The organism is Roseburia sp. MSJ-14, from assembly GCF_018918225.1.
Classification (GTDB): Bacteria; Bacillota; Clostridia; order Lachnospirales; family Lachnospiraceae; genus Petralouisia.
Map to the genome: position 1 here is coordinate 107,662 of NZ_JAHLQD010000005.1, position 13,855 is coordinate 121,516.

General features: G+C 37.9%; 15 protein-coding genes. 2 read left to right on the forward strand and 13 right to left on the reverse strand.

Going from position 1 to position 13,855, the window contains the following annotated elements; genetic code table 11:
- Positions 1-17: 17 nt before the first annotated feature.
- From KQI83_RS00850 to KQI83_RS00870, 5 genes are all read right to left on the reverse strand, one after another.
- Positions 18-1,202, reverse strand: coding sequence for an acetyl-CoA C-acetyltransferase (locus tag KQI83_RS00850; protein WP_216553966.1), 1,185 nt, complete (start codon positions 1,200-1,202; stop codon positions 18-20).
- A gap of 342 nt (positions 1,203-1,544) precedes the next feature.
- Positions 1,545-2,711 (reverse strand): cell wall hydrolase, encoded by a 1,167-nt coding sequence (locus KQI83_RS00855; RefSeq protein ID WP_216553967.1) that lies wholly within the window; start codon positions 2,709-2,711, stop codon positions 1,545-1,547.
- A gap of 309 nt (positions 2,712-3,020) precedes the next feature.
- The gene (galE, locus tag KQI83_RS00860) at positions 3,021-4,037 is read right to left on the reverse strand and encodes a UDP-glucose 4-epimerase GalE (protein WP_216553968.1); all 1,017 of its coding nucleotides are present in this window, start codon (positions 4,035-4,037) and stop codon (positions 3,021-3,023) included.
- A 204-nt stretch (positions 4,038-4,241) separates the two neighbouring features.
- Positions 4,242-5,354 (reverse strand): phosphotransferase enzyme family protein, encoded by a 1,113-nt coding sequence (locus KQI83_RS00865; RefSeq protein ID WP_216553969.1) that lies wholly within the window; start codon positions 5,352-5,354, stop codon positions 4,242-4,244.
- A 46-nt stretch (positions 5,355-5,400) separates the two neighbouring features.
- Complete coding sequence (locus KQI83_RS00870) at positions 5,401-6,315, reverse strand: sugar phosphate nucleotidyltransferase (protein WP_216553970.1); 915 nt, start codon at positions 6,313-6,315, stop codon at positions 5,401-5,403.
- A 147-nt stretch (positions 6,316-6,462) separates the two neighbouring features.
- On the opposite strand from KQI83_RS00870, the gene KQI83_RS00875 reads away from it, so the two are divergent.
- Positions 6,463-7,353, forward strand: a complete 891-nt coding sequence (locus KQI83_RS00875) for an AraC family transcriptional regulator (RefSeq protein ID WP_216553971.1) — start codon at positions 6,463-6,465, stop codon at positions 7,351-7,353.
- Positions 7,354-7,445: 92 nt separating this feature from the next.
- On the opposite strand, the gene efp is transcribed toward KQI83_RS00875, so the two are convergent.
- From efp to glpK, 6 genes are all read right to left on the reverse strand, one after another.
- Positions 7,446-8,003 carry an elongation factor P gene (gene efp, locus KQI83_RS00880; protein ID WP_216553972.1) on the reverse strand — a complete coding sequence of 186 codons (558 nt, stop codon included), beginning with the start codon at positions 8,001-8,003 and terminating at the stop codon, positions 7,446-7,448.
- A 106-nt stretch (positions 8,004-8,109) separates the two neighbouring features.
- On the reverse strand, positions 8,110-8,559 hold the full coding sequence (rpiB, locus tag KQI83_RS00885; protein ID WP_216553973.1) for a ribose 5-phosphate isomerase B: 450 nt from the start codon (positions 8,557-8,559) through the stop codon (positions 8,110-8,112).
- Between the two features lie 13 nt (positions 8,560-8,572).
- A complete protein-coding gene (locus KQI83_RS00890) occupies positions 8,573-9,082 on the reverse strand; it encodes a YqeG family HAD IIIA-type phosphatase (protein WP_216553974.1) in 510 nt (169 codons plus the stop codon).
- Between the two features lie 100 nt (positions 9,083-9,182).
- Positions 9,183-9,635: a transcriptional regulator NrdR gene (nrdR, locus tag KQI83_RS00895; protein ID WP_216553975.1), complete on the reverse strand. Its 453-nt coding sequence runs from the start codon at positions 9,633-9,635 to the stop codon at positions 9,183-9,185.
- Positions 9,636-9,706: 71 nt separating this feature from the next.
- Positions 9,707-9,955, reverse strand: coding sequence for a YlmC/YmxH family sporulation protein (locus tag KQI83_RS00900; RefSeq protein WP_216553976.1), 249 nt, complete (start codon positions 9,953-9,955; stop codon positions 9,707-9,709).
- Between the two features lie 60 nt (positions 9,956-10,015).
- Positions 10,016-11,512, reverse strand: coding sequence for a glycerol kinase GlpK (gene glpK, locus KQI83_RS00905; RefSeq protein WP_216553977.1), 1,497 nt, complete (start codon positions 11,510-11,512; stop codon positions 10,016-10,018).
- A gap of 149 nt (positions 11,513-11,661) precedes the next feature.
- Between glpK and KQI83_RS00910 the strand changes: the two genes are divergently transcribed.
- The gene (locus KQI83_RS00910) at positions 11,662-11,922 is read left to right on the forward strand and encodes a hypothetical protein (RefSeq protein ID WP_216553978.1); all 261 of its coding nucleotides are present in this window, start codon (positions 11,662-11,664) and stop codon (positions 11,920-11,922) included.
- An 18-nt stretch (positions 11,923-11,940) separates the two neighbouring features.
- On the opposite strand, the gene KQI83_RS00915 is transcribed toward KQI83_RS00910, so the two are convergent.
- Both KQI83_RS00915 and pfkA read right to left on the reverse strand, forming a co-directional pair.
- The gene (locus KQI83_RS00915) at positions 11,941-12,726 is read right to left on the reverse strand and encodes a TrmH family RNA methyltransferase (RefSeq protein ID WP_216553979.1); all 786 of its coding nucleotides are present in this window, start codon (positions 12,724-12,726) and stop codon (positions 11,941-11,943) included.
- 17 nt (positions 12,727-12,743) lie between these two features.
- The gene (gene pfkA / locus KQI83_RS00920; RefSeq protein WP_216553980.1) at positions 12,744-13,718 is read right to left on the reverse strand and encodes a 6-phosphofructokinase; all 975 of its coding nucleotides are present in this window, start codon (positions 13,716-13,718) and stop codon (positions 12,744-12,746) included.
- Positions 13,719-13,855 lie beyond the last annotated feature (137 nt).

Below are 13,855 nucleotides of genomic sequence, written 5' to 3' on the forward strand. Positions count from 1 at the left end.
CTTTCTTTAATTTTGAATTAGTCTCTTTCTACGATTGTAGAGCAGCCCATTCCACCACCGATACACAGTGTTGCAAGACCTTTCTTAGCGTCTCTCTTCTGCATCTCGTGTAATAATGTAACAAGGATACGACATCCGGAAGCTCCTACTGGATGTCCTAATGCGATTGCTCCACCGTTTACGTTTACTTTAGACATATCGAATTTCAAATCTCTTGCAACTGCGATAGACTGAGCAGCGAATGCTTCGTTTGCTTCGATTAAGTCCATATCGTCAATAGAAAGACCTGTTCTTTCTAATACTTTCTTTGTAGATGCAACTGGTCCAACACCCATGATTTCTGGCTCAACTCCGCCAAGTGCTCCAGCTACCCATGTAGCCATTGGTGTAACACCAAGTTCTTTTGCTTTTTCTTCGCTCATAACAACGATTGCTGCTGCACCGTCATTGATACCGGAAGCATTACCAGCTGTAACTAATCCGCCTTCTTTTCCAGAACAGCATCTTAATTTGCTTAAGGATTCTGCTGTTGTGCCAGCACGAGGTCCTTCGTCTTTTGCGAACATAACAGTTTCTTTCTTAACTTTTACAGGAACTGGTACGATTTCGTCATCGAATTTTCCTTCTGCAATAGCTTTTTCACATTTCTGCTGGCTGTTTGCAGAGAACTCATCTAATTCTTCTCTTGTAATTCCGTATTTATCACATACGTTTTCTGCTGTAATCATCATGTGGTAGTGATTAAATGCGTCTGTTAATGCATCGTTTACCATGGTATCGATGATTGTTGCATTATTCATACGATATCCGAAACGGGCTTTTGTCATAGCATATGGAGCCATAGACATGTTTTCCATACCACCTGCAACCACGATATCTGCCTGTCCTGCCATAATCATGTTTGCTGCCTCATTTACACATTTCAAACCGGAACCACATACTACGTTCAATGTAAATGCTGGTACTTCGATTGGTAATCCAGCCTTGATAGAAGCCTGACGTGCAACGTTCTGTCCCTGTGCTGCCTGGATAACACATCCCATCATTACTTCATCAACCTGTTCTGGCTTAACACCAGCTCTGTTTAATGCTTCTTTAATTACAATTGCACCTAAATCAACTGCTGGAGTATTGCTTAATGCTCCGCCCATTTTACCGATTGCGGTACGACATGCGCCTGCTAAAACTACTTTCTTTGCCATTTCTTCGTCTCCTTTTTCTAAATAATATGTATCTAACTCTTCCGCTGAAGCCAATGTGTGATTCCTCTCACAATGTATGTTATTTTTTTAACAATCTTTTGTTAAAAAAAAAGGAAACAGGCATCGTCTTCATTCCTGGGATAACTTTATCCTAGCACAACTAGTTCCAAATTGCAAGGAAAATCTTACTCTTTTGCCCCTTTCCCACACCCCTGCTTTTCCCTTCCTTTTTTGTGAGACTTTGTTATATTTTTATCATTCTCCCTGGGGTTTTCCGTAGAAAAAAGGTCGATTTTTGTCTATTATGCACAACAACCGACCTTTTCAACCTTTTATATTGTATTAATAAAAAACATGATTTCCGATAACAATCCCCGGTATGTCTCCTGTATTTCTTCGGAAATAAAGACAATCCACTGTAATTCTTCCCCCCAGCACTTCTGCTGCCGCCTGCACACAGGATTCATCTGCTCCTTCTGCTAAAACCGTTGCAAAACGTCCACTGGCAACGGGTGAAAATTGACCACTCTGATAAATTACTCCTGCAATACTGTTTGGAAAATGAGAACTTCTCAAGCGGTTAATCACCACACTTCCCACAGCTAACTTTCCTTCATAGCTTTCTCCCCCTGCTTCACATTGAATCAAAGCTGCCAACAGAGCCTGTTCTGAAGTATCTGCCTCTACTGGTGTAGTATCCGGTGTATTTTCCTTCATTTCTTCTTCCTGGCGTTGAATTTCAGCTAACCTTGCTGCATCTTCCGCCGCCTTTTGCGCCTCTAATTGTTCTTCGTATGCTTTCTGTCTTTCGATTTCCGCTTCATAGTTTGCTGCATCTGTTTTCGCTACCTCTAACTGTTGTTTTGCTGCCACCAATTGTTGCGAGGTGCTGTCTACCAGCGCTGCTAATTGTTGTTTCTTTTCTGTTTCCTGCTGTTGTAGTGCACTAAGCTGTGCTCCTTGCGTTTCTAACTGTTGTTCTTTGGTGGCAATCTCTTCCTTCGTTGCCTGATAAACATCCAGCATTTTCCGATCATAATCATGGATACTTATAATGTATTCTCCTCGGTTCAGAAAATCTACAATACTCTCCGATTCCATGAGTATTTCCATCATACTTTCTGTATCCATTTCATACATAAACTGAATACGCTTTTTCATTGCCTGATACTGCTGTTGTTCTTGTTCCTGCGCTGCTGCCAAATCAACTTTGGTCTGTTCTAATTCTGTTTGTGTATTTGCTAACTGTTCTTCTGTTTCGTTTAATGCCTGAGTTGCCTGTGCCAGACTATCATTTAATGTTTTTAAATCTCCGGTTAAACTATCCGCAGAATCCGCATAACTTTCCGCCTGTTTTTGTGCTTCTTTTTGCTTTTCTTCTAAATCATCTATATTTTCTTTGACACCATCTATCTGTTCTTGTGTTGCTTGAATTGTCTGCCCCCACAATCCACACATCAAAAGTATCACCAAAGCACTTGCCGTAATTTTCTTTATTACTTTACGCATAATATGCTCCTTTTCGTTTTTCTTTATCATATCTTGCATGTTTCTTTTTTGCAAGAGTCTTTTCACTTTTATCAACTATTGATAGAACAAAGAGTCCGCTTGTCGGACTCTTTCGCGCCCGAGCGGTGCCGCTTTCGACTAATTTCGGTTCCGCGAGGTGTGCTTCCTTAGCGGAGCGTTTTTTATGTAATAGGACGTAATTTCCTATTACATAAATGAAAGACCCGAAAAAATATGGGAATACAACTTAACTTCCATATTCTTTCAGGTCTGCTATCATACGCTACACGTTTTCTGTTTTTTTATTTTCTATTTTCTGTATCCGTTTGGATTCATGCTCTGCCATCTCCAGGAATCCTCGCACATACGCTCAATTCCGTATTCTGCTTCCCAGTCCAGTTCACGTTTTGCCTTAGAAGCATCACAATAACAGGTTGCAATATCCCCTGCTCTTCTTGGCTTAATTTCATATGGAATCTCTTTACCGCAAGCCTTTTCATATGCCTTTACCACATCCAATACACTGTATCCAATTCCTGTTCCAAGATTATAAATACTTACTCCGGAATTTTCTTCGATTTTCTTCAATGCCTTTACATGTCCCTTGGCAAGGTCTACTACATGAATATAATCTCTCACTCCGGTTCCATCTGGTGTATTGTAGTCATCTCCGAATACACCAAGGCATTTCAGCTTTCCAACTGCCACCTGCGCAATATAAGGTACCAAATTGTTTGGAATTCCCTTTGGATCTTCTCCAATCAATCCACTCTCATGTGCTCCGATTGGATTAAAGTAACGCAGTAACATCACATTCCATTCAGGGTCTGCTACATGTAAATCTGTCAAAATCTGCTCTAACATTCCCTTGGTTCTTCCATAAGGATTGGTAATCTCACCCTTTGGGCATTCCTCAGTAATCGGAATGATTGCCGGATCTCCGTAAACAGTTGCAGAAGAGGAAAAAATAATATTTTTCACACCATGATTGCGCATTACATCACACAATACCAAAGTTCCTGTGATGTTGTTATAATAATATTCCAATGGTTTTACCACAGATTCTCCTACTGCCTTTAATCCTGCAAAATGGATAACACTGTTAATTTTTTCTTTATCAAAAATCTTATTCAATGCGTCTTTGTCCAGAATATCTGCTTCATAAAACGGAATTGTTGCGCCTGTAATCTGCTCTACTCTTTTTACTGCTTCTTCACTGGAGTTTACCAGATTATCCACTACTACCACATCATATCCTGCATTTACTAATTCAATACAAGTATGACTTCCGATATATCCTGCTCCACCTGTTACTAAAATTGCCATAAAATTCCCTCCTCAAAATTATGATATGTTTAGCAAAACTTTTGTCTTTACGCACATTATAGCACACCTAAAAACCCATGAAAACGCTTGCAAAACAGATTTTCCATTTTCTACGTTTTACCTATATTTTCCGTTTTTTCTTCCCACTTTTTCATTTATTTTTAGTAAAACTGTATAAACTTTACTTGTCTTTTCAGTAAACTTTTACTTGCTATTTTTATACCGCTGCACAATCTGTTCCATTTGACTCCATTTTTGTTCCATATCTCGTACTAACTGTATCTGTGTTCTGGCACGATCTAAATTTTGTTTTTCACGATGAATCTTAAAATAGACATCTCCTTGCAGGTAGTCCGTCAAAAAACGCATCCCACATTCATAAGTCATGACTTTTGCGCCCATTGGAAGCATTGCAATTTCATTTTTCGTTAATTTTCCTGCACATCCTTCCAAAAACCCTTGTACATACCGTTCAAACAGTTGCAAATCACACCTTACTTTTGACAGATCTCTTTCGTCTTCTGCTGCCGTACTTGCACCAAACCGAATTGCATCACCAAAGTCATTTACTGCCAGTCCCGGCATTACCGTATCCAAATCTATAATACAAATACCTTTTCCGGTCTTTTTATCTATCATGATATTATTCAACTTGGTATCATTATGAGTTACACGAAGGGGCAATTCTCCCTTCTTTTGCATTTCTCCTAGTACTTTAGATAATTCTTTTCTCTCTTTAAAAAATGCAATTTCTGCTGCCACTTCTTTTGCTCTGTCACAACTATCTTCCTCTACCGCTTTTTCAAATACCTGATAACGCGCTTTTGTATCGTGGAAACCTGAAATTGTCTCATGCAACGTCTCTGCCGGATAATCTGACAACATTTGTTGAAACTTTCCAAATGCCACTGCACTTTCATAAAAAATCTGCTGATTTTCTGCCTTGTCATAGCTTATGGCATCTTCTATCATATGATACATCCGCCAATACTCTCCATCCCGGTCTAAGTAAAATCCCTTTCCATCTTTGGTTTGTATTACCGTTAATGTTTCTCTTTTTGTGTCACCCCCGGCCTTTTGAATCTTCTTTTTCAAAAAAACGGTAACTCCCATAATATTTTCCATCACTTCTTCCGGATTTGGAAATATATTGTGGTTCATTCGTTGAAGAATATAACGTTTTTCTCCTTCTATTAAAAAGGTATCATTAATGTGTCCACTGCCGTATACCGTTGCCGTTTTTGCAGTTTCCCCTATTTGAAATTCTTTTGTGATTTCCAATGCCTTTTTTTCTAATTTTTCTTGTTTTACATCCATTTTTAATCCTTCTCCTTCTGATTCGGATTATGCCCTTCGATGTTGTTTAAAATTCTTCCGGATATCGTCCTTGTTTTTTCAACCCGGCAATTGCCTCTACTACCATAGCTTTATCTTCTTTATAGGTAACTCCATACCATTTGTCCGCCGAAGTCAATACCTGTACACTTGCTTTTTTCTGTTGTAACAACTCATCTACCGCAAACGGCAGGAAATATTCTGCTTTTAATGGATTATTTGGCAATTCTTCTCTTAAGAACTTTTTAAATCCACTTTCTAATTCTTTTAAAATACTTTTGGAAAATCCCCACATATTCATAGAAACGGTACTTTCCATTGGAAGTTCATGCCATGTTGCGCCATCATCTTCTGTATATGTAGCTCCTCCATCTCTTTTTTCAATATGAGTACGTTCGTGAATGTCTGTTAAAAATCCTGCCTTATCTATTTCACACACACCTCTTGCTACATACCCATGATCGGTCAATGTATTTTTTAATGCATATCCTACCATAGCATATCGATATTTTTCCTCATCCTGATGATTTACCAGATAATCATAAATCATTTTATATGCATTCTTTCCATAATAATCATCTGCATTGATTACTACAAACGGCCCATCAATTATATCTTTACAACATAAAATGGCATGGCCTGTTCCGTATGGTTTTTCTCTGCCTTCCGGAATGTGATATCCCTTTGGAAGTTTCTCTAACTCCTGATAAATATACTCTACCTGAATTTTCTTCTCTACACGTTTTCCAATCACTTCTTTAAATGCTTTTTCATTTGCCTTCTTGATAACAAAAATAATCTTTTCAAATCCTGCCTCAATTGCGTCATATATGGAAAAGTCAATGATAATATGGCCTTGTGCATCTACCGGATCTATCTGCTTTAATCCTCCGTATCTGCTTCCCATTCCTGCTGCCATAATCACTAATACTGGTTTGTTCATTGAAATACCCTCCTTAAGGTAATTATCCTTTTGTTCTATAACATGATAATATAAAAAAAAGGTTCTGTATTTGCACAATTTTTTTGCTTTTTTGCACAATTGTATGTTACTATATATTTATAAAGTAACGTCTGGAAAGGAGCTTTTATGGATTTTTATAAACATTCGTTTTCTAAGCTGTTTGATGTTTCGCAAATTGTTACAATCCATTATTTTGAATATGATACAGACTTTGTTTTTCCCGGTGAATCTCACGACTTTTGGGAATTTCTTTGCGTGGACAAGGGAGAAGTAACGGTTACTGCCGACAGCAACACTTATCTATTAAAAAAAGGGGATATTATTTTCCACCAGCCGAACCAATTTCACGCAGTTACAACTAACGGTATTGTTGCGCCTAATTTAGTGGTAATTTCCTTTGTTTGTCATTCACCCGCTATGCGTTTTTTTGAAAATCGCATTTTTTCACTAAAGGAACGGGAACGGAATCTGTTAGCTACTATTATTGCAGAAGCTCCAGGTGCTTTTTCTACCCCTTTAAATAATCCTTATACTAAGGGGTTGGACCCAGCTTCACAACAGATTTCCGGAGCAGAGCAAATGATACAATTATCCTTAGAACAATTTTTAATTTCCTTATATCGTAGTGCTTTCTCTGATAATACCGGCAATTTTCTCACGAAGTCTATAAAATTAAAACAGGATGAGGAAACCTTTTCCCACATCCTTGCTTATATGAACACTCATATTTGTGATTCTTTAACTATTGACCAAATTTGTCACGACAATCTTCTTAGCCGCTCTCAATTACAAAAACTTTTCCATGACAAATGCAGCTCCGGCATTATTGATTATTTTTCACGCCTGAAAATCAATTATGCAAAAGAACTGATTCGAGAAAAAAATATGAATTTTACACAGATTGCAGATGTTTTGGGTTATACTTCCATCCACTATTTTTCCAGACAGTTTAAAAAGATTTCCGGGATGAGTCCGTCAGAATATGCCCTTTCCATAAAAGCTATTTCGGAAAAGTAACAAATAACTTTCATACTTTAATGTAACACGGTATTTTCTGATATTAAAAAGGTCCCAGAACCAACAGTTCTGGGACTCTTAAAATTCGTCTATTATACTCTGGACAGATATTCACCTGTTCTGGTATCAATCTTAATAACGTCATCCTGCTCTACGAACAATGGTACATATACAGTTGCTCCTGTTTCTACAACTGCTGGCTTTGTTGCTCCGGTAGCTGTATCACCCTTGAATCCTGGCTCTGTATCTGTAATCTGTAATTCTACGAACAGAGGTGGCTCTACTGCAAATACGTTTCCATTATGGGAACACATTTTAACCATTTCATTTTCTTTTACGAACTTCAATGCATCACCAATAGTCTCTGCATCTAAAGCAATCTGCTCATAAGTCTCTACATCCATGAAGTGATATAAATCACCATCGGAATATAAATACTGCATGTCCGCTCTGTCAATACGAGCCTGAGGACATTTTTCTGTAGGACGGAAAGTTTTTTCTACTACACCGCCACTCTTAATATTCTTTAACTTAGTTCTAACAAAGGCTGCGCCTTTACCTGGTTTTACATGCTGGAATTCAATAATCTGGTAAATGTTATTATCTAATTCTATCGTAATACCATTTCTAAAATCTCCTGCTGAAATCATTCGAATTTCCTCCTTAACCTACTTATGGGCGCATCCCGCCCAACACTTCTTCCATTTTATACTAAATGTATATATATTTCAACCTTTTTTTATCAAGTTACAATGATTACTGATATTCTTTTTCCTCAATTTCCGTAATCATATCTATTCTTTTCTGATGTCTTCCACCTAAAAATTCTGCTTCAAGATAAGACTTTACAATATCTTTTGCCAACTCATTTCCTACAATTCTTGCACCAAATGCAATGATATTGGCATTGTTATGTTCTTTTATCAAATGTGCAGTAGTAACATCTGAACATACGCCACAACGTACTCCCTTTACCTTATTTGCTGCCATTGAAATTCCAACACCTGTACCGCAAATTAAGATTCCGCAGTCCGCTTCTCCCGATACTACAGCACGTCCTACTTTTTCACCGAATTCCGGATAATTACAGCTTTCATATCCATCTGTGCCAAAATTGATTACTTCATGTCCCAATCCCTTTACATATTCCATAATCTCCATTTTTAAATCTGTAGCCGCATGATCATTTCCTATTGCAATTTTCATTTTTAATCCCTTTCTACTTCTTTTGCTTTTTCTGATTCTTCTTATAAAAGAACAACACTATTTTCTCCAGATATCGTTTTAATACAATCTGTATTTCCTCTTTTGGATGTATCGGCTGTGTAAGTATTGTTCGGATTCCCACACGATTTGCACCATACACATCTGTAAAAATCTGATCTCCTACAAACAAGGTGTTTTCTCGGTTGGTTCCCATTATTTTCATTGCCTGCTGATATCCGGAAGCCTTAGGTTTCCCAGCTTTAAAAATATAGTTTACCTGCACCGCATCATTAAACATCTTTACGCGTGGCTCTTTGTTGTTTGATAACAGACAACACTGAAAGCCCATCTTTTTTAACGACTCAAACAATGCCTTTGCACGCTCATCTGCCGGAGCACCATGTGGAACTAATGTATTATCAATATCAAAAATAATTCCACGATAACCTTCTGCATATAATTTTGCAAAATCGATTTTATAAGCAGATTCTAAATATTCGCCTGGATAAAATCTCTTTAACATATATTTCTCCTGTACCTTGGTTTTGTCCTTTGCAAGTATAACATTCCATTCCTTTTTGTGCAAGAAAAAAGAATCCTGTCATGCAGAATTCTTCTTTTTATTATTTATCCAAAATCTTTTTTAATTCATTCATAAATGTATTTACATCCTTAAATTCTCGATACACGGATGCAAATCGAACGTATGCTACCGGATCTAATTCTTCTAACTTATCCATAACGATTTCACCAATTTCAGAACTGGAGAGCTCTTTTTCTTCTCGATTAAAAATCTCTATTTCCACTTCATCTACCAGCTTATTAATCTGATTTACAGAAACCGGTCTCTTATGGCATGCCCGCAGCACTCCTGCTTCTATCTTTGCACGGTCATACTGTTCTCTGTTATTATCTTTCTTAATGACAATCAGTGGTATTGTCTCTACTTTTTCATAAGTAGTAAAACGTTTCCCACAATCATCACACAAACGTCTTCTTCGAATAGAGCTATTATCATCCGCTGGTCTGGAATCAATTACTCTCGTATTATCACTGCTACAAAACGGACACTTCATCAAGCTTTCCTCCTACGTTCTCATATTTGGTTTTAGTATATCTTTGCTTCCAATTATTGTCAACCAATTTTTTACTTTGGTGGCTTAGGTTCTGGCAATTCTACCAATATGATGTCCGGTCCGATTTTAATAATTTTGCTCCAGGGAATAATCAAATCATTTCCTTTTCCCATAAATCCGAACATTTTACCGCAACGTGGTATAATAAGTGCCCGCACACAACCGGTACACTCATCAATATCAACGTCTACCACAAATCCAAGACATTCGCAGTTACAAATATTAATGACTTCTTTTTCTCTTAATTCACAAATACGCATAATATCCCTCACCTTACTTTATTCTATGCAAATGAGAGCTATTGGTGCATAATATTTCTCCTAATCTTCCTTTGCCCATCCATAGGAATATTTTACTGCTTTGTTCCAGCCCTTAATTTTTTTCTCTCTTACTTCGTGGGAAATCTTTGGCTGGAAGGTTTTATCAATTGCCCAATTTTTAATAACATCCTCTTTACTCTTCCAATATCCTACTGCAAGTCCTGCCAGATATGCAGCTCCCATGGCGGTTGTTTCTACGCAGGAAGGTCGATTTACCGGAGCGTTAATAATATCTGCCTGTGTCTGCATTAAGAAATCATTCGCACTTGCTCCACCATCTACCTTTAAGGAATCCAGCTCTATTCCCGAATCTGCTCGCATTGCCTGAAGTACATCATTTGTCTGATATGCCAAAGACTCCAATGTAGCGCGAATAATATGATATTTATTTACTCCTCGTGTAATTCCTACAATGGTTCCTCTTGCATATTGATCCCAGTGAGGTGCTCCCAAACCGGTAAATGCCGGAACTACATAACACCCATTGGTATCTTCTACTTTTCTCGCCATAACTTCTGTATCTGCTGCATTATCAATGATTCTCAGCTCATCACGCAGCCATTGAATTGCTGCTCCTGCTACGAATATAGACCCCTCCAAAGCATAATTTACCTTTCCGTCAATGCCCCATGCAATTGTTGTTACCAAACCATTTTTAGAAAATACCGGCTTTTCTCCTGTATTCATCAGCATAAAACATCCTGTTCCATATGTATTTTTTGCTTCACCCGGCTTGAAACAAGTCTGACCAAACAAGGCTGCCTGTTGATCCCCTGCTGCTCCTCCAACCGGAATAGAACCTCCAAAGAAAGATGAATCTGCCATCCCATAAATACAACTGGAAGGCTTTGCCTCCGGCAACATACATTCCGGAATATTTAATTCTTTTAATATATCCTTGTCCCACTCTAAGGTATTGATATTAAACAACATGGTACGAGAAGCATTGGAATAATCCGTTACATGTGCTTCACCTTTGGTTAATTTCCAGATAAGCCATGTTTCAACTGTTCCGAAAAGCAATTCTCCTTTTTCTGCTCTTTGCCTTACTCCTTCTACATTGTCCAAAATCCATTTTAATTTTGTACCGGAAAAATAAGCATCTATCACAAGGCCTGTTTTCTGTCGAAATTCATCTGTAAGTCCTTTTTCCTTTAAATAATCACAATAGTCTGATGTTCGACGACACTGCCATACAATTGCATGATATACCGGTTCTCCAGTATTCTTATCCCATACGATTGTAGTTTCCCGCTGATTCGTAATTCCAATTGCCGCAATGTCTTCTGCCGAAGCCCCAATTTTCTGCATTGCCTCAACTGCAACCCCTAATTGTGTAGACCAAATTTCATTTGCATCATGTTCTACCCAACCCGGTTTCGGAAAATACTGTGTAAATTCTTTCTGTGCTATACTGCACATTTCTCCTTTTTCATTAAAAAGAATACACCTATTACTTGTTGTTCCGGCATCTAGTGCCATAACGTATTTTCCCATTGTAAAATTCTCCTCCAACATTATTTTCTTCTAATATTTATATTGCATTTGCTTTTTCCTTGTAACTTCTACTTGTAAACGTTATAATACATTCACAGAGTAATCCATATTATTATAACAGAAATAACTTACAGAAAGGAACTAAAACTATGCGCATCTGGTTTAAACTATTCAAGGACAATCACCTTTTAAAAGATACTGTTATTACCGATGACAGTGACGATACACGAACTCATAAAATTTTTCGTGCTTTAGAAGAAGTCTGCTATGAGTTTGACTTAAGTAAACCTCTTTGGTTAGATTCTACTATATCCGAATTCAAACGTCATTCCAAAGCACGTTTCTATCAGGATAACTTTGTAGATGATATCGACTTTGATTTTCTGGAAATTCATGTAATTGAAGAGTAGGTATAGCAAATACTATACCTACTTCTTGCTTCGCTGCCGATTCACTTCATACATTAAAAGCGTGGCCGCTATTGCCGCATTTAAAGATTCTACTTTCCCTTCCATAGGAATTCGTATATATTCATCTGCATATTCTGCAATTTTATCCGACAACCCATTTCCTTCATTTCCAATTAAAAATCCACAAGGCTCGGTATAATCTGGCTCTGCGTATGATTTCTTTCCTTTTAAATGGGCTGCATACAGAGAAACTCCTTGTTTTTTCAAGTCTTGCAAAGTATCTTCTAAGGATTCTGTAACATAAAATGGTACTCGGTAAAGAGAGCCCATGGTGGAACGAATGGTTTTGGGATGGAAAACATCTACGGTGGTCTTATTCATCAAAATTCCTGTAACTCCTGCTCCCTCTCCGGTACGAATCATTGTTCCAAGATTTCCCGGGTCTTGAATACTTTCTAATATTAATAAATGGGTTGGTCTTTCCTTATTTCCCATCAAATCCTCCAAGGTATATTCCGGCATTTTTACAATTGCCAAAATCCCCTGTGGAGTCTGGGTATCACTAATCATTTTAAACACAGAATCCGCTACTACTTCATAGGAATATTCTCTTAATTTTTCCTCATGCTCTGGCACTTTTAAAAAGGATTCCGAAACATACATTGCCTGTATGTCTTCCTTTTGTGCTTCCATACACATTTTTATTCCTTCTACCACAAAAACCCGCTGTTCATAGCGGGTTTTTGCCTTTTTATTTAACTGGATAACATGCTTCATCTGCTGATTTGCTGCACTTGTTATCATGGTATATTCCTCTTTGATTATATACTTAAGTTCTTGCAGATTTCGTATTCGTATTCAGAAATCTGTTTTTCCATTGCCAATGCTTCATTGATATCATCATCAACAAATTCTCCATGACGATATCCAACGACACGGTTAGACATTCCTTTGCATAATAAGTCAACTGCGTATGCTCCCATAGTAGATGCATATACACGGTCTTTACATGTAGGGCTTCCTCCACGCTGCATATGACCTAAGATCGTAGCTCTTGTTTCCATTCCTGTAGCTGCTTCGATACGCTTTGCCATGCTTGCAGAATGTCCGATTCCTTCTGCATTTACAATGATATAATGTTTCTTTCCATGCTTACGAGCTGCAATAATATCGTCTACAATCTTCTGCTCATCATAATCATATTTTTCCGGAAGAAGAACCTTCTCAGCTCCGTTTGCAAGACCACACCATAATGCAATATATCCTGCGCCACGTCCCATAACTTCAATAATAGAACATCTCTCATGAGAAGTAGAAGTATCACGCACTTTATCAATTGCTTCCATAGCTGTATTTACAGCTGTATCGAATCCGATGGTATATTCTGTACATGCAATGTCCAAGTCAATTGTTCCCGGAAGTCCGATTGTGTTAATTCCAAGGTTTGCAAGCTTCTGAGCTCCCTGGAAAGAACCGTCACCACCAATAACAACCAATCCATCTATACCATGTTTTTTACAGATTTCAGCACCCTGCTTCTGTACTTCCGGATTTACAAATTCCGGACATCTTGCTGTCTGTAAAATAGTTCCACCACGCTGGATGATATCAGATACATCCTTTGCTTCCATGTCAATAATTTCTTCTTGTAATAATCCTGCGTATCCTCTTTTGATACCTTTTACTTTTAATCCTTTTGCAAGTCCCTGTCTTACAACTGCACGGATTGCTGCGTTCATTCCAGGTGCGTCTCCACCACTGGTAAGTACACCTATTGTCTGGATCTTGTCTGCCATGACATTTCCCTCCTGTATTTCCATATTCTATATTTTACATAGCACTCGAGCAGGCATCCGTCTGTTCGTTGTGCCAGATGCATACTGTTGCTGTTTTCTTTATGCATCTGTGTGCATAAATATCAATCTATTACATT

Excerpts from the sequence above, each read along its gene's own strand:
- KQI83_RS00850 (WP_216553966.1), bottom strand. The coding sequence starts at position 1,202 with ATGGCAAAGAAAGTAGTTTTAGCAGGCGCATGTCGTACCGCAATCGGT.
- KQI83_RS00855 (WP_216553967.1), bottom strand. The coding sequence starts at position 2,711 with ATGCGTAAAGTAATAAAGAAAATTACGGCAAGTGCTTTGGTGATACTT.
- galE (WP_216553968.1), bottom strand. The coding sequence starts at position 4,037 with ATGGCAATTTTAGTAACAGGTGGAGCAGGATATATCGGAAGTCATACT.
- KQI83_RS00865 (WP_216553969.1), bottom strand. The coding sequence starts at position 5,354 with ATGGATGTAAAACAAGAAAAATTAGAAAAAAAGGCATTGGAAATCACA.
- KQI83_RS00870 (WP_216553970.1), bottom strand. The coding sequence starts at position 6,315 with ATGAACAAACCAGTATTAGTGATTATGGCAGCAGGAATGGGAAGCAGA.
- KQI83_RS00875 (WP_216553971.1), top strand. The coding sequence starts at position 6,463 with ATGGATTTTTATAAACATTCGTTTTCTAAGCTGTTTGATGTTTCGCAA.
- efp (WP_216553972.1), bottom strand. The coding sequence starts at position 8,003 with ATGATTTCAGCAGGAGATTTTAGAAATGGTATTACGATAGAATTAGAT.
- rpiB (WP_216553973.1), bottom strand. The coding sequence starts at position 8,559 with ATGAAAATTGCAATAGGAAATGATCATGCGGCTACAGATTTAAAAATG.
- KQI83_RS00890 (WP_216553974.1), bottom strand. The coding sequence starts at position 9,082 with ATGTTAAAGAGATTTTATCCAGGCGAATATTTAGAATCTGCTTATAAA.
- nrdR (WP_216553975.1), bottom strand. The coding sequence starts at position 9,635 with ATGAAGTGTCCGTTTTGTAGCAGTGATAATACGAGAGTAATTGATTCC.
- KQI83_RS00900 (WP_216553976.1), bottom strand. The coding sequence starts at position 9,955 with ATGCGTATTTGTGAATTAAGAGAAAAAGAAGTCATTAATATTTGTAAC.
- glpK (WP_216553977.1), bottom strand. The coding sequence starts at position 11,512 with ATGGGAAAATACGTTATGGCACTAGATGCCGGAACAACAAGTAATAGG.
- KQI83_RS00910 (WP_216553978.1), top strand. The coding sequence starts at position 11,662 with ATGCGCATCTGGTTTAAACTATTCAAGGACAATCACCTTTTAAAAGAT.
- KQI83_RS00915 (WP_216553979.1), bottom strand. The coding sequence starts at position 12,726 with ATGATAACAAGTGCAGCAAATCAGCAGATGAAGCATGTTATCCAGTTA.
- pfkA (WP_216553980.1), bottom strand. The coding sequence starts at position 13,718 with ATGGCAGACAAGATCCAGACAATAGGTGTACTTACCAGTGGTGGAGAC.